This window comes from Mesorhizobium sp. WSM4816 (assembly GCF_055811535.1).
Map to the genome: position 1 here is coordinate 22,497 of NZ_JBVVQR010000034.1, position 15,074 is coordinate 37,570.

General features: G+C 62.8%; 11 protein-coding genes. 5 read left to right on the forward strand and 6 right to left on the reverse strand.

The genetic code is table 11. The features are described 5' to 3' along the window. Positions 1–578 precede the first annotated feature (578 nt). Both guaB and AC0L3H_RS26410 read left to right on the forward strand, forming a co-directional pair. The gene (guaB, locus tag AC0L3H_RS26405; protein WP_091591620.1) at positions 579–2,081 is read left to right on the forward strand and encodes an IMP dehydrogenase; all 1,503 of its coding nucleotides are present in this window, start codon (positions 579–581) and stop codon (positions 2,079–2,081) included. Positions 2,082–2,106: 25 nt separating this feature from the next. After that, on the forward strand, positions 2,107–2,646 hold the full coding sequence (locus AC0L3H_RS26410; protein WP_473587419.1) for a hypothetical protein: 540 nt from the start codon (positions 2,107–2,109) through the stop codon (positions 2,644–2,646). 38 nt (positions 2,647–2,684) lie between these two features. Here AC0L3H_RS26410 and rnd read toward each other — a convergent pair whose 3' ends face one another. The 3 genes from rnd to AC0L3H_RS26425 all read right to left on the reverse strand — a co-directional run bounded on the left by rnd (position 2,685) and on the right by AC0L3H_RS26425 (position 5,843). Continuing rightward, complete coding sequence (gene rnd / locus AC0L3H_RS26415) at positions 2,685–3,836, reverse strand: ribonuclease D (RefSeq protein WP_473587420.1); 1,152 nt, start codon at positions 3,834–3,836, stop codon at positions 2,685–2,687. 97 nt (positions 3,837–3,933) lie between these two features. Further along, a complete protein-coding gene (locus AC0L3H_RS26420; protein WP_023798438.1) occupies positions 3,934–5,178 on the reverse strand; it encodes an MFS transporter in 1,245 nt (414 codons plus the stop codon). 161 nt (positions 5,179–5,339) lie between these two features. After that, complete coding sequence (locus AC0L3H_RS26425; RefSeq protein WP_419696780.1) at positions 5,340–5,843, reverse strand: DUF3280 domain-containing protein; 504 nt, start codon at positions 5,841–5,843, stop codon at positions 5,340–5,342. Between the two features lie 258 nt (positions 5,844–6,101). Between AC0L3H_RS26425 and aspS the strand changes: the two genes are divergently transcribed. Further along, positions 6,102–7,892: an aspartate--tRNA ligase gene (gene aspS, locus AC0L3H_RS26430; protein ID WP_167366367.1), complete on the forward strand. Its 1,791-nt coding sequence runs from the start codon at positions 6,102–6,104 to the stop codon at positions 7,890–7,892. A gap of 233 nt (positions 7,893–8,125) precedes the next feature. On the opposite strand, the gene AC0L3H_RS26435 is transcribed toward aspS, so the two are convergent. Then, the gene (locus tag AC0L3H_RS26435) at positions 8,126–9,316 is read right to left on the reverse strand and encodes a hypothetical protein (RefSeq protein ID WP_128170676.1); all 1,191 of its coding nucleotides are present in this window, start codon (positions 9,314–9,316) and stop codon (positions 8,126–8,128) included. Positions 9,317–9,567: 251 nt separating this feature from the next. Here AC0L3H_RS26435 and parC point away from each other — a divergent pair, with 251 nt between their 5' ends. Next, entirely contained in the window at positions 9,568–11,820 is a 2,253-nt protein-coding gene (gene parC, locus AC0L3H_RS26440) for a DNA topoisomerase IV subunit A (RefSeq protein ID WP_419696782.1), read from the forward strand. 252 nt (positions 11,821–12,072) lie between these two features. Next, entirely contained in the window at positions 12,073–13,284 is a 1,212-nt protein-coding gene (locus AC0L3H_RS26445; RefSeq protein ID WP_473587421.1) for an AI-2E family transporter, read from the forward strand. Here the strand turns inward: AC0L3H_RS26445 and AC0L3H_RS26450 are convergent. Together AC0L3H_RS26450 and AC0L3H_RS26455 are read right to left on the reverse strand one after the other, a co-directional pair. Further along, positions 13,272–14,168: a DMT family transporter gene (locus AC0L3H_RS26450; RefSeq protein WP_473587422.1), complete on the reverse strand. Its 897-nt coding sequence runs from the start codon at positions 14,166–14,168 to the stop codon at positions 13,272–13,274. The two genes, AC0L3H_RS26445 and AC0L3H_RS26450, sit on opposite strands and share 13 nt — an antisense overlap. Positions 14,169–14,295: 127 nt before the next feature. Beyond that, the gene (locus AC0L3H_RS26455) at positions 14,296–15,060 is read right to left on the reverse strand and encodes an arginyltransferase (protein ID WP_027154654.1); all 765 of its coding nucleotides are present in this window, start codon (positions 15,058–15,060) and stop codon (positions 14,296–14,298) included. Positions 15,061–15,074 lie beyond the last annotated feature (14 nt).

The following is a 15,074-nucleotide window of genomic DNA, read 5'->3' on the forward strand; positions in this document are numbered from 1 at the left end:
TTACCACGGGTTGCGTCGGATGTCGCCTTACTTGCTGTCACATTTGTGCGACCTGGCAGCGGGCATGCTCGAAGCCGGCAAAGAATGGCGCCCAAATAAAAACGCCTCGGCGGCGGGTCGCTGGCGCAAATCAGCCATTCTCGACGTCGGCACCGCCCCTCATCGCCCTGCCGGGCACTTCTCCCCGTATAGTGACGGGGAGAAGGGGCTGTCCGGAACCTCGGCGTTCTTTCTGCGACGCTGAAGATTGGCGAAATCCTTTGCGAAGGCGTCCCTCTCCCCGTCACTATACGGGGAGAGGACACCGGCAGGCAGGTGAGGGGCGGCGCAAACCTGAAGCGATTGCCCGCCGGCCTGCCCAGGCAACAGTCAATCAGAGCAGAGCAGCGGTGAATGCCGGTCGCCATCCGTCACCGCGAAAGGCATTAAGCTGAGTTTGCAGCGCTGTCGTGCATAAGCAATCGGCTTTTCAACGGCGACGGGACGTGTTACGAGCCAGCGCCAATCCTGAAAGGGAAGAAGACGAGTCGGCGCTGTCCATCCGGTCCAGCGCTTTTCATGCATTCCGAGGGCTGGCCATGGCAAAGATTATCGAAACGTCCACGGGCGCATTGGCGCTGACCTTTGACGATGTGCTGCTGCAGCCGGGACATTCCGAGGTCATGCCCGGCGAAACCGATATCCGCACCCGCATTGCCGGCGACATCGACCTTAACGTGCCGATCCTGTCCGCCGCCATGGATACCGTCACCGAGGCGCGTCTCGCCATCGCCATGGCCCAGGCCGGCGGCATCGGCGTCATCCACCGCAATTTCTCGCCGGCCGAACAGGCCGAGCAGGTGCGGCAAGTCAAGAAATTCGAATCCGGCATGGTGGTGAACCCCGTCACCATTGGCCCCGATGCGACGCTCGCCGACGCGTTGGGGCTGATGCGCACCTACAGCATCTCGGGCATTCCGGTGGTCGAGAATGGCGGCGCGGGCGGGCACACGGTCGGCCGGCTGGTCGGCATCCTGACCAACCGGGACGTGCGCTTCGCTTCCGACCCGGGCCAGAAAGTCTACGAGCTGATGACCCGTGAGAACCTGATCACGGTCAAGGAGAACGTCGATCAGGACGAGGCCAAGCGGCTCCTGCACCAGCACCGCATCGAAAAGCTGGTCGTGGTCGATAGCGGCGGCAATTGCGTCGGATTGATCACCGTCAAGGACATCGAGAAGTCGCAGCTCAACCCGCACGCCACCAAGGACGTGCAGGGGCGCTTGCGCGCGGCGGCCGCCACCAGCGTCGGCGATGACGGTTTTGAGCGCGCCGAGCGGCTCATCGATGCCGGCGTCGACCTTTTGGTGATCGACACCGCGCATGGTCACTCGCAACGCGTGCTCGATGCGGTGACGCGGGCCAAGAAACTGTCCAATTCGGTCCGCATCCTGGCCGGTAACGTCGCCACATCGGAAGGCACGCTGGCGCTGATCGATGCCGGCGCCGATGCCGTCAAGGTCGGCATCGGGCCGGGTTCCATCTGCACCACCCGCATTGTCGCCGGCGTCGGCATGCCGCAGCTTTCGGCGATCATGTCGGCGGTCGAGACAGCGCAGAAATCGGGCGTCTCGGTCATCGCCGATGGCGGCATCAAATATTCCGGCGATCTCGCCAAGGCGCTCGCCGCCGGCGCCAGTGCCGCCATGATCGGGTCGCTGCTGGCCGGCACCGACGAGAGCCCGGGCGAAGTCTATCTGCACCAGGGCCGCTCGTTCAAAGCCTATCGCGGCATGGGCTCGGTCGGCGCCATGGCGCGTGGCTCCGCCGACCGCTATTTCCAGGCCGAGGTTCGCGACACGCTGAAACTGGTGCCGGAAGGCATCGAAGGCCAGGTGCCTTACAAAGGACCTGTGTCCGGCGTGCTGCACCAGCTTGCCGGCGGCCTGAAAGCCGCTATGGGTTATGTCGGCGGACGCGACCTTGCCGATTTCCGCGACCGCGCCACTTTTGTACGCATATCCAACGCCGGACTTCGTGAAAGCCACGCCCATGACGTCACGATCACCCGCGAAAGCCCGAATTACCCCGGCGGAGCCTAACCAGTTCGCACGAAGCCTTGCGGCAATGATGCTGCGGCTGTCGCGCCACGCTGCCGCGCTTTGCTTTGTCTGCGTGGCGGTTTTCGTCGCCATGACGGCGATGGAGTTCCTCTATTTCCGCCAGCTGAGCGGCGGCCTGCCGTCACTCGATTTGCGCGTTGCCGGGTTCACCCCGGACGAGGGCATGGCCTGGCTGACGGCGCTCGGCCGGCGCGGCAGCGAGATCATCCTGGTCTGGCACTACCTGACCTTCGACCTGCTGTTCCCGGCGCTGCTGTCGCTGACATTGGTCAGCCTGATCCTTGCCGCCGGGCGACGGCTGAAGAACTTCCGGGCTCTGTCCGCCCAGCTCCAGTCGCTGTTCGCGCTCGTCCTGGTGCTGCCCTACACGCTTGCCGATTATGCGCAGAACATCGCGGTGGCCCGCATGCTCTCCGATTTCCTGTCGGCCAATCCGGACTCGCTGTCCTTCGCCTCGGCGCTGATCGTCATCAAATTCGCGCTTCTGGCGATACCGGTGATCGTCATCGCGGTTTTCCACCTGGCCGCTCAGAAACAGCGCTGACTGCCCTTCTCCCACAAGGGGAGAAAGTCTGGCGAATGCTACAAATCGAACAGCGCGATCTTGCGCTTGTCGAACTTGATGGCGAGCTCGCCGCGCACCAGTTTGAGCGCCGCCTCGCCGAACACGGCGCGTCGCCAGCCTTGCAAGGCCGGCACCTCGGCGTCCTCGCCCTCGGCGGCGATGCGGTCGATGTCGTCGCTTGAGGCCAGCACCTTCGAAGCGACGCCCTCCTTTTCTGCGACGATCCGCAACAGCACTTTCAGCAGTTCGGCGGCGGCATTGGAGCCTTCGGGCGGCTGAAAACTCTTCGGCAGCTTCGGCATCTCTTCCCTGGGCAAGGCAAGCGCGCTGTTGACCGCGCCAAGCAGCGCCGTTGCCGTCGCCGAGCGTTCCCAGCCTTTCGGCGTGGTGCGCAGCTTGCCGAGTGCTGCCGCATCGCGCGGCGCCTGCTGCGCCACCTCGTAGATGGCGTCGTCCTTGAGCACTCGGCCGCGCGGCACGTCGCGTTCGCGCGCCTCACGCTCGCGCCACGCCGCCACCGCTTGCACGATCGCCAGCTCCTGCGGCTTGCGCAGCCGCATCTTCAGCCGCTTCCAGGCGTCCTCCGGATGCGGATCATAGGTTTCGCGGGCGGTCAGCACGTCCATCTCCTCGTTCAGCCAGTGGGCGCGGTTTTCCCGCACCAACTCGGCGCTGAGGTGCTGGTAGACCTCGATCAGATGGGTGACGTCGGCAAGCGCGTAGTCGAGCTGTTTTTCGGAAAGCGGCCGGTGGCGCCAGTCGGTGAAACGTGAGGACTTGTCGAGCCGGGCGCCGGTGACCTTCTGGACGAGTTGGTCATAGGAGACGCTGTCGCCGAAGCCGCAAACCATCGCCGCCACCTGGGTGTCGAACACCGGATGCGGCACCAGATCGCCGAGATGAACGATGATTTCGATGTCCTGGCGTGCCGCATGGAAGACTTTGACGACCGCCTCGTTGGCCATCAGCCTGAAGAACGGCTTCAGGTTGATATCGGGTGACAGCGGATCGATCAGCGCTGTCACCCCGGGTGCTGCCATCTGGATCAGGCAGAGAATCGGCCAAAAGGTCGTCTCGCGAATGAATTCGGTGTCGACGGTGACGAAATCCGACTTTTCGAACGTGGCGAGAGCGGTCTCGAGTTCTTTTTGGGTGGTGATGACGTGCATCAAATCGCTTTTGGCAAAGTGTAAGGTCTCCTTCAATTTCAGCCGCGCGGGCTTTCGTCAAGCCGCTGTCGGGGTTTCAAGACCTGACGGGCCGTCATCATTGCCTGGCAGGCCCGTCGGAATCATCGTTGCGCTTGGCCAGCCGGGCGAACACCGTCGATGTGCGCAAAAGGCCGATGAAACGACTGCGATGGCCGGCCGGCACGCCCGATCGCACCTGCATCCGGTACAGGATGACGACGACGAAGATGGCATAGACTGTGGCGGTGAACACGAACAGCGCGCTTGGCCCGAAATACTGCATCGCCGTCGAGGCGGCGAACGGGCCGCCAATGGCGCCGAAGGAATAGAACAGCATCAGCGCCGCGTTGATCAGCACGAACTCGCCCTTGTCGGCGCGGTCGTTGGAGTGCGCCGCCGACAACGAATAGAGCGGCATGGCGAAGCAGCCGAAGATGAAGACGATCACGAAGTTGAGGGACGGGTCGCTGCGCGCCCAGAACACCAGTGCCAGCGACGCCAGCAACGCGCAGCACGTCGTTATCAGCAGCACCGAACGCCGGTCCCAGCGGTCGGACAGGTAGCCGAGCGGATATTGGATGATGGCGCCGCCGAATATGCCGACGCTGACGAAGGTGACGACGTCGGTGACCGACATGCCGATCTGTTCGGCATAGACCGGCGACAAGGTGCGAAAAGCGCTGTTGGTGACGCCGACGGCAATGCAGCCGAAGCAGCCGAGCGGCGAGATCCGCCAGACGCGGGCGAGGTCGAGCTTGACGTCTTCGGGCGGGGTCGGGTTGGAGCGATCGCCGAGCGACACCGGCACCAGCGAGAGCGTGATCATGATCGACATGACGGCGAAGATGGCGAAACCGCCGGCGCCGACGATCGGGATCAGGAACTGTGCGCCGGTGACCGAACCGATGTCGACCATCCGGTAGATGGCCAGCACCCGCGCGCGGTCCTTGTTGGCGGCCCCGGAATTGAGCCAGGCTTCCATGATGGTGAACAGGCCGGCGAAGCAGAAGCCGCCGGCGAGACGCAACGCGCACCACATGACCGGGTCGACGACCAGCACCAAAAGCAATGTCCCGGCCGAAGCGATCGCTGCCAGCGCGGAAAACGCGCGGACATGGCCGACGGCCTTCATGATGTGGGTGACGGCGAGGCAGCCGAGCAGGAAGCCGGCGAAATAGAACGTCCCCATCAGGCCGATGGTCGAGGCCGAAAACCCCTCCTGCGCCCCGCGCAATGCGATCAAGGTGCTCTGCAGGCCATTGCCGCCGAGCAGGATGCCGGCGGCAATAAGGAGCGGGATCAGCGGGCGCATGGAGGACATGAAGGAGGGCCTGTCGTTGATCCTTCTTGAACCATCGCCCACGTCAATGCCAGCGGCAATTGCCGGCGGTTAGCAGGCCAGCGCCGACTATCAACGTATCAGTTTGATTTTAGCTGGGAATCCTTCGCGCTGCCGATGGCGCACTCGGGTGGCTTGCCGCCCTACCGAAGAATTCTGTTTGTCATCAGCCATTTGACGGAGCGGGGCCACGCGTAATTCGCACCCATCCGCAGATCGGTAAAACCCTGCGAAACAGGTTGCCCGGTATCAGCGTCGAGGATGCGAATGAACATCGTATGCTCTGTTCGGCTGACGCGCGTTACGACGCCCAGCAAGGCAAGAGACGCGCCGTGCTCTTTGGCGATCTTGCTTTCACAGCCGCCGCAATTGCGCAATCCGTGCGGCGCCACCGCCTGCTCATCCCCGGCTGGCACATCAAGCACTGTAAAACGCCCTGACTGGGAGAGCATGTCCTTCGCCATTTGTGCCGACTCGGACAGATAGCGCCTATCATGTTCATCCGGCGGAATTATGCCTGCGCCAGCGCTCTTGTCTTCCAATTCGAAAGGAAACACCTCGATGGACATCGGCTTTGTCTGTGCGTGTGCAAATGCGCAGGTGCCGACAAGCAGCATCACCAGGACAGTCAATGTGCGAATGCGCATGGTAGTCCTCCCGCCAATGTGACGGCCATTGTACACGGCTCGGCCACGCTGATCACGATCAGGCGGAGGAAATTCTACACTTTGACTGTGGTGCGGAGTTTTCACACAGCCACGGACGAATGCCGAAGTTCGAATCAAGATGCTGCCCGGGCGACGCCTGCCTTGACAAAGGCGGCCTCTCATGTGCTTTTCGCGCAAATTTTCGGGCCGGGCCATCATGCCTTGGCCGCAATCAGACATCCGGACTTACCCATGACAATGCATCGTTACCGCAGCCATACCTGTGCCCAGTTGAGGAAAAGCGACGTCGGCTCTTCCGTTCGCCTTTCGGGCTGGGTGCATCGCGTACGCGATCATGGCGGCCTGCTGTTCATCGATTTGCGCGACCACTATGGCCTGACGCAGATCGTCGCCGACCCGGATTCGCCGGCTTTCAGGATTGCCGAGACCGTGCGCGGCGAATGGGTCGTCCGCGTCGACGGCGAGGTCAAGGCCCGTCTGGCCGAGACCGCGAACGCCAATTTGCCGACCGGCGAAATCGAGGTTTTCGCGCGCGAGATCGAAGTGCTGTCGGCGGCCAAGGAACTGCCGCTGCCGGTGTTCGGCGAGCCGGACTATCCCGAGGACATCCGTCTCAAATACCGCTTCCTCGATTTGCGCCGCGACACGCTGCACAAGAACATCGTGGCGCGCACGAAGATCATCGCCGAGATGCGCAAGCGCATGGGCGAGGTCGGCTTCACCGAATTCTCGACGCCGATCCTGACCGCTTCGTCGCCCGAAGGGGCGCGTGATTTCCTGGTGCCGTCACGTATCCATCCCGGCACCTTCTACGCGCTGCCGCAGGCGCCGCAAATATACAAGCAATTGATCATGGTGTCGGGCTTCGACCGTTACTTCCAGATAGCGCCTTGCTTCCGCGACGAGGACCCACGCGCCGACCGGCTGCCGGGTGAATTCTACCAGCTCGACCTGGAGATGAGCTTCGTCGAGCAGGACGACGTTCTGGCGACAATGGAGCCGGTGATGCGGGGCGTGTTCGAGACCTTTGCCGCCGGCAAGCCGGTGACGCAGGAGTTTCCGCGCATCGCCTATGACGTCGCCATGCGCAAATACGGCACTGACAAGCCGGACCTGCGCAACCCGATCGAGATGCAGGCAGTCTCTGAACATTTCCGCGAGTCCGGCTTCAAGGTGTTCGCCAACATCCTTGCAAACGACCCGAAAGCCGAGGTCTGGGCCATTCCGGCCAGGACCGGTGGTTCCCGCGCTTTCTGCGACCGGATGAATTCCTGGGCGCAAGGCGAGGGCCAGCCGGGCCTCGGCTACATCTTCTGGCGCAAGGAGGGCGAGAAGCTCGAAGGCGCCGGTCCGCTCGCCAAGAACATCGGCGAGGAGCGCACCGAGGCAATCCGCCTCCAACTCGGGCTTGCCGATGGCGACGCCGCCTTCTTCGTCGCCGGCGACCCGAAAAAGTTCGTCTCTTTCGCGGGCGCGGCGCGCACCCGCGCCGGCGAGGAACTGAACCTGGTCGATCGCGACCGTTTCGAACTGTGCTGGATCGTCGACTTTCCCTTCTTCGAATGGAACGAGGACGAGAAAAAAATCGATTTCGCCCACAACCCGTTCTCGATGCCGCAGGGCGGCATCGATGCGCTCAACGGTGAGGATCTGCTCGGCATCAAAGCGTTCCAGTATGACATGGTCTGCAATGGTTTCGAGATCGCTAGCGGAGGCATCCGCAACCATCTGCCGGAAACCATGGTCAAGGCATTCGAGACTGTCGGGCTCAACCGCGAGACGGTCGAGGAGCGCTTCGGCGGCCTCTACCGCGCCTTCCAGTACGGCGCACCGCCGCATGGCGGCATGGCGGCCGGCATCGATCGCGTCGTCATGCTGCTGGTCGGTGCCAGGAACCTTCGTGAAGTGACGATGTTCCCGATGAACCAGCAGGCCTATGATCTGTTGATGAGCGCGCCGTCGGAAGCCAGCCCGCAGCAGCTTCGGGAATTGTCGCTGCGCGTCGCAGTGACCAAGAAAGAGGGTTAAAAACCTCCCGCAACCGACTCTAAACGCTGTCGTTTTGCGCTGCCCCTCATTGCCTTGCAGGGCATTTCTCCCGGTATAGTGACGGGGAGAAAGACACTGTCACAAATGATTTCGCCAACTGCCAGCGTTGCAAGATGGGCGCCAACGTCGCGGCCATTTCCCTTCTCCCCGTCACTATACGGGGAGAAGGTGCCGGCAGGCGGATGAGGGGCGGCGCTGACGCCCCGCCCCAATCAGTCTTCGTTCGCCTTGACCGTCACGCCAAGCGTCTTCGTCAGGTCCGCCGGGTTGGACATGGCGCCTGCCATGATCAGCGCGAACGGCACCGCTGCCGGTGGCTCGGCCAGGATCTCAATGCTCTGCGGATCGTCGAGATATTTGCCGACCGCAGCCGACACCTGCGCCGTCAATTCCGGATTGTTGAGCTGCGCCATGCCGAAAGGCACGACCGCCTTGGCCTGGTTGGCGACGTCCTTGCCGGACATGCCTTGCTGCTTGCCGACATAGTCCAGCACCTTGTTGGTCAGAGAATCGTCGTCAAAGCGGATCGAAGCGCTGTTGAACGAAAGCTGCTGCAAAACGCCAAGCATGGCCATGCCTTGCGCCGAATTGTCGGCGCCTTCGGGCTGCGCCGCCATCTTCTTCTGCATCTCCTGCAGCGACTTGATGACGTCGAGCGTGTAGCCGCCGAAACCGAAGGTCATGCCGAGCGTTCCGGCATTGTCGACGGAGATGTCGTATTTCGACAGCTCCATCTTGCCGTCCGCAGGCTGCCAGGTGCCCTCCATGGCAAGGTTTCCGGTGATGTTCTGGTAGCCGAGCGCGTTGATCACGTCCTTGGACTTTGGGTCCTCGACCAGCGTCAGGTCGGCATTGAACTTTTCCGTGGTGCCGGAAAACGCCATCGCCTTGCCGTCGGCTGGCGGGGTAATTTCGATGGCGAGCCCGTCCATCGAGAAGGCGGTCTTGTCGGCGACCTTGACCGTCATGTTGTCGAGCTCGGCCGATTCATACATCATCATTGAACCGAGCGGGCCTGTGGCGCCGTCGGCCGGAACCGTCATGTCGTGGATGATGAAGGGGCTGAGGTCGAGCGTGACGCCGTTTTCGCTGTGCTGGAATGCCGAAGTCGAGACGGTTTCGATTTCATAACCGCCATTGGCTTCGGTCACGCCTTCGAGCTTGATGTCGCCGATCTTGAGCGCTTCCTTTTCGGCCGCCGGTTTGAGGGCCACGCCCTGCAGCACCATGCTGGAGGCATCGCCCGTCACCCCGGTCCAGGAGATGTCGACGCCCTGCGCGGCGAGAGCCGCCTTCAGCCGGTCGGCGACCGCCGCATCTTGCGCGAGGGCCGCATTCAGCGGCAGCGTCAGCAGCAAGGTCGAAAAAGCGAGTTTGTTGAGTGTCGAGCGTCTGATCGTCATCGCGGTTCCCTGAGAGTGTGCTGAAGATTTTTCAATTTGTTGCGCCGTCACCCTTCCGTGACGAACTGGACGGGAAAAAGGCGTTCCGCCGCACAATGGTCGAAAACCACGGCGAAAGGCAAATCCGATCCATTGCCATAGAAGCGGGATGTAACCGAGTGATGTTGCTGGCATCCAGTTCGTATTGCGCAAGAGGCTGCCCCATTCAGGCGCCTCTTGCCGCGAATCACCCGCTCGGCTAGTCCCAACCTATGGGAAAAAGGCTTTTGCCGCCTGGCGATGGCGGTGGCGACAACATCGAGCCGGTCGATCTGAAGAAAGCGCTGGAAGAGCGCTATCTCGCCTATGCGCTGTCGACCATCATGCACCGGGCGCTGCCGGATGTGCGCGACGGGCTGAAGCCGGTCCATCGCCGCATCATGCATGCCATGCGGTTGCTCAGGCTCAACCCCGACCAGGGCTTCGCCAAATGCGCCCGCATCGTCGGCGAGGTGATGGGCAAGTTCCATCCGCATGGCGACCAGTCGATCTACGACGCGCTGGTGCGGCTGGCGCAGGATTTTTCGATGCGCTATCCCCTGGTCGACGGCCAGGGCAATTTCGGCAATATCGATGGCGATAACGCTGCCGCCATGCGCTACACCGAAGCGCGCATGACCGACGTGGCGACCGAGCTACTGTCCGGCATCACCGAGAATGCGGTCGACTACCGGCCGACCTACAATGAGGAGGACGAGGAGCCGGTCGTGCTGCCCGGCGCCTTCCCCAACCTGCTCGCCAACGGCTCGTCCGGCATTGCCGTCGGCATGGCGACCTCGATCCCGCCGCACAATGCCGCCGAGCTCTGCGACGCCGCCCTGCATCTGATCGAGCAACCCGATGCGCCGGTGACGACGTTGATGGATTTCGTCCAAGGCCCGGATTTCCCGACCGGCGGCATCATCGTCGACAGCCGCGCCTCGATCCTCGAAGCCTACGAGACCGGTCGCGGTGGTTTCCGCGTCAGGGCGAAATGGAGCCAGGAGGACCAGGGCAGGGGCACCTGGAGCATCGTCGTCACCGAAATCCCCTATGGAGTCCAGAAGGCGCGGCTGATCGAAAAGATCGCCGAGCTGCTGATGGCGCGCAAATTGCCGCTGCTCGAGGACATCCGCGACGAGAGCGCCGAAGACGTCCGCGTCGTGCTGGTGCCGAAGAGCCGTTCGGTCGATCCCGGCATCCTGATGGAATCGCTGTTCAAGCTGACCGAGCTCGAAAGCCGCTTTCCGCTCAACATGAACGTCCTGTCGCGCGGCAAGATACCCAACGTGCTGTCGCTGAAAGGCGTGCTCAAGGAATGGCTGGAGCACCGCCGCGAGGTGCTGATCCGCCGCTCCAGGCATCGCCTCGGCGAGATCGAAAGGCGGCTGGAGATCCTCGCCGGCTATCTGATCGCCTATCTCAACATCGACGAGGTGATCAGGATCATCCGCGAGGAGGACGAGCCCAAGCAAGTGATGATGGCGCGCTGGTCGCTCACCGACAACCAGGCCGAAGCCATCCTCAACATGCGGCTGCGTGCCCTGCGCAAGCTCGAGGAATTCGAGATCCGCAAGGAATTCGACGGTCTCACCACCGAGAAGAAGCAGATCGAGGCGCTGCTCGCGTCCGACGCCCGGCAGTGGTCGATGATCAAGTGGGAGGTCTCCAGCATCCGGGAGAAATTCGGACCGGAAACCGCGCTCGGCAAGCGCCGCACCCAGTTTGCCGACGCACCCGAACATGACCTGACCGACATCGCACATGCCATGATCGAGCGCGAGCCGGTCACCGTGGTCGTTTCGGAAAAGGGCTGGCTCAGGGCGATGAAAGGTCATTTGACCGACCATTCGTTGCTGACCTTCAAGGAGGGCGACAGCCTCAAGCTGGCCTTCCACGCCCAGACCACCGATAAGGTGCTGGTCTTCACCACCGGCGGCAAGTTCTACACGATCGGCGCCGACCGGCTGCCGGGCGGGCGCGGCCATGGCGAACCGATCCGCATCATCGTCGACATGGACAACGACCAGGACATCGTCACCGCCTTTGTCCATGATCCCAAGCGCAAGCTGCTGCTGGTGTCGCACGACGGTAACGGCTTCATCGTGCCGGAAGAGGAAGTCGTCGCCAACACCCGCAAGGGCAAGCAGGTGATGAACGTCAAGGCGCCCGACGAGGCCCAGCGCTGCATGCCGGTCGCCGGCGACCATCTCGCCATCGTCGGCGAGAACCGCAAGATGCTGGTCTTCCCGCTCGCCGAAATCCCCGAGATGGGGCGCGGCAAGGGCGTTCGCCTGCAGAAATACAAGGATGGCGGCGTCCTCGACCTCAAGACCTTCACGCTCGCAAGCGGTCTATCCTGGCAGGATTCTGCCGACCGCACCTTCATCAAATCACGTGAAGAGCTGGTCGAATGGATCGGCGCCCGAGCCTCGGCTGGACGCATGGTGCCGAAGGGATTCCCGAGGACGGGGAAATTCGGGTAGGTAATCTCCCCCCTTGAGGGGGAGATGGCCGGCAGGCCAGAGGGGGTCCCCGCGCATGAAGCGCCAGCCTCCTCGGTTCATGGTAAGGGGTCGCGTCTGAACGTTCCGACCCCCTCTGTCGCCTTCGGCGACGTCTCCCCTCGAGGGGGGAGATTAGCAGCATTTGGAATGTCGTCACGATTGCTGCACTATCATGGTGCATAAGCATCGCTACATAGAGCGCGGACACACGCGTTTGGGAGAAATGGGCACTTGAAGGAAACGAGGGTTCGGAAGCCGGAAGGGCAGCAGCGCCTGTTCGGCCTGTCGACGCCGGTCAGATCCGCGGTCATTCCGCCGCTGTCGGCGGCGCGGTGGCTGCTGGTGCTGATCGTTGCCGCCGGGGTCTATTTCTTTCATGGTTTCCTGGTCCCGGTGCTGGCTGCTCTGGTCATCGCCTTTGCCAGCTGGCCGCTCTATCGGCGGTTGCTTGCTGCCGTCGGCGGCAACCGCACGGTCGCCGCGACATTGGCGATCCTGTTCATCCTGACCTTCCTGGTGGTGCCGATCGCGCTCGCCGGCGCCTATGCCAGCAACGAGGTCCGCGAATGGGTTGGCTGGGCGATCGAGACCAACCGCCATGGCGCGGTGACGCCGCACTGGATCGCCACGCTGCCGGTGGTCGGCGACTGGCTGAACGAGCAGTGGACGCGCAATCTCGGCCATCCCGGCGGCATCGGCGAGCTGATCCAGCTGATCAGCGGCGCCAACATCGGCAGCATCTACCGCGGCGTGCTGGCCGCCGGCGGCAGCGCCTTCGGCCTTCTGCTGGCGCTGCTGTTCATGATGATCGCGCTGTTCTTTGCCTATCGCGACGGCGAGCATTTCGCCGGGCAGGTCGACCGTCTCGGCGAACGCATCCTGCCGACCAGGTGGGAGCGGATTTCACGCGTCGTGCCGGCGACGATTTCCTCGACGGTGACCGGCATGACCATTATCGCCATCGGCGAGGGGGTGGTGCTCGGCGTGGCCTACTGGCTGGCCGGCGTGCCTTCGCCGGTGACGCTGGGCGCGCTGACCGGCGTCATGGCGCTGATCCCCGGCGGCGCACCGCTGTCCTTCACGCTCGTTTCGATCTATCTCGCCGCCAGCGGCTCGCCGGTGGCCGGGTTGGCGCTGTTCATCTGGGGAAGCGTCGAACTGTTCATCGTCGACAAGACATTGCGCCCGAAGCTGGTCGGCGGCCCGATAAAGCTGCCGTTCCTGCCGACCTTTTTCGGCCTGGTCGGCGGCGTCAAGACGATGGGCTTTCTTGGCCTGTTCATCGGTCCGGTGCTGATGGCGTTGCTGGTCGCGATCTGGCGCGAATGGCTGCGCGAGGTGGAATTGGCCGACGAGCTTGCCCCCGCAGTGCCGGCGGAACTCGAAGGGGCGCCGCCGCCGCAGATCGAAATCGTTGCCGAGAAGAAGTCTCAGGCCGGATGACGGACGGCAAGACTGGCGCGGCGTTTTCGCCCCTCATGCAGCTGCCATAGCGAATGGGCGACCAGCGTGACGATCAGGATCGCACCGCCGATCAGGCTGTTGCGCGACGGCATCTCGGCAAAGATCATCCACATCCAGACCGGCGCCAGCACGGTTTCGAGCAGATAGAACATCGCCACTTCCGGTCCCGAAATATATTTCGGTCCGTTGGCGAGGCAGAAGAACGAGATCGGCATGATGACGGCGCCGTTGAAGATGATCCACCACGGCGCGTTCACCTGGAACCCTTCGCCCGAAACCATGAACACCGCGACGGCCAGGGGCAGGATCACGCCGATCAGCGAAGTGAACCCCATGTCCTTGCCGCTGGCGCGCGAGATAGTGATGGCCAGCGCAATGAAGAAAGCCGAGCACAACGCCATGAGATCACCGAACAGGTGGCCGGTGCCGATCGAATCGCCGACGATGATCGCGACGCCGACGATCATCACCAGCATCGCGATCACGGTGACCAGTCGCGGCTGCTCCTTCAGGAACAGCCAGGACAGCAGCGCCGCGAACACGGCGTTGAAGGCCAGGATGAAGACCAGATTGGCGGTCGTGGTGTGATAGATACTGATGACGAAGGTAACCGAGGTCAGGCCGTAGCACAGGGCGACGACGAGCCCTGACCAGCCGGGGATGAGCTGGGGCGCGTTACGGCTCAGCGAGCGCCACACAGCCCAGATGATCAGCGCCGCGACCAGGGTGGTGCCGGTGCGCAGCAGGAGGATCGTCCATGCGCCGCCGTCGGCGAGCCGGATCAATGGAATGTCGATGGTCAGCGTCAGCCCGCCGATGGCGGTGATGAGAAGGCCTTTTTGATGATCGTTGTGGGACGACATGGCAGTTCCCGCAATGAATTTGGAGGCAGGCGCAAAATTGGCCCAGCGTCTGGCGTTTCAGCCAGGCAGCCGAAAACCAGAAGCATCCTCCTTGAAGCAGTTTAAGGATGGTTGGCGAAAGAGCGGATCAGCGCGAAACCGCTTCGTGGTCGTAGCGTTCCCAGCCTTTCGGGCCGAGATGCTCCTGCGGCATGAAGCGCATCTTATAGTTCATCTTGCGCGAGCCGTTGACCCAGTAGCCAAGATAGACATGGGGCAAGCCCATCGCCCTGGCGCGAGCGATGTGGTCGAGGATCATGAAGGTGCCGAGCGAGCGGTCCTCGAAGTCCGGGTTGAAGTAGGAATAGACCATCGACAGGCCATCGGCCATCTTGTCGGTGAGGGCGACTGCGATCAGCTCGCCCTGGCCCTTGCCGGTGATAAAGCTGTCGGGGCCGCGGCGCCGGTATTCGATGACCTTGGTGTCGACATGCGTGTCCTCGACCATCATGGCGTAGTCGAGCACCGTCATGTCGGACATGCCGCCGCGGCGATGGCGGGCATCGAGATAGCTGCGGAACAGCGAATACTGCTCGGTCGACGGTTGCGCGTCGTGCATCGCGCCGATGAGGTCTGAATTGTGCTGTATCACCCGCTTCATATTGCGGCTGGCAGTGAATTCCTGCGCCAGGATGCGCACCGAAACGCAGGCGCGGCAGGTCTCGCAGGCCGGCCGGTAAGCGATGTTCTGCGATCGCCGGAAGCCGCCTTGCGTCAACAGGTCGTTCATCTCCGATGCCTTGTCGCCGACCAGATGCGTGAACACCTTGCGCTCGAACTGGCCCTCAAGATACGGGCATGGCGACGGCGCTGTCAGGAAGAACTGCGGCGACTGGGTTGGATGCTGCGTCATCGACCCTTGGAAAC

Coding starts and splice junctions, on each gene's coding strand:
- guaB (WP_091591620.1), top strand. CDS start 579: ATGGCAAAGATTATCGAAACGTCCACGGGCGCATTGGCGCTGACCTTT.
- AC0L3H_RS26410 (WP_473587419.1), top strand. CDS start 2,107: ATGATGCTGCGGCTGTCGCGCCACGCTGCCGCGCTTTGCTTTGTCTGC.
- rnd (WP_473587420.1), bottom strand. CDS start 3,836: ATGCACGTCATCACCACCCAAAAAGAACTCGAGACCGCTCTCGCCACG.
- AC0L3H_RS26420 (WP_023798438.1), bottom strand. CDS start 5,178: ATGTCCTCCATGCGCCCGCTGATCCCGCTCCTTATTGCCGCCGGCATC.
- AC0L3H_RS26425 (WP_419696780.1), bottom strand. CDS start 5,843: ATGCGCATTCGCACATTGACTGTCCTGGTGATGCTGCTTGTCGGCACC.
- aspS (WP_167366367.1), top strand. CDS start 6,102: ATGCATCGTTACCGCAGCCATACCTGTGCCCAGTTGAGGAAAAGCGAC.
- AC0L3H_RS26435 (WP_128170676.1), bottom strand. CDS start 9,316: ATGACGATCAGACGCTCGACACTCAACAAACTCGCTTTTTCGACCTTG.
- parC (WP_419696782.1), top strand. CDS start 9,568: ATGGGAAAAAGGCTTTTGCCGCCTGGCGATGGCGGTGGCGACAACATC.
- AC0L3H_RS26450 (WP_473587422.1), bottom strand. CDS start 14,168: ATGTCGTCCCACAACGATCATCAAAAAGGCCTTCTCATCACCGCCATC.
- AC0L3H_RS26455 (WP_027154654.1), bottom strand. CDS start 15,060: ATGACGCAGCATCCAACCCAGTCGCCGCAGTTCTTCCTGACAGCGCCG.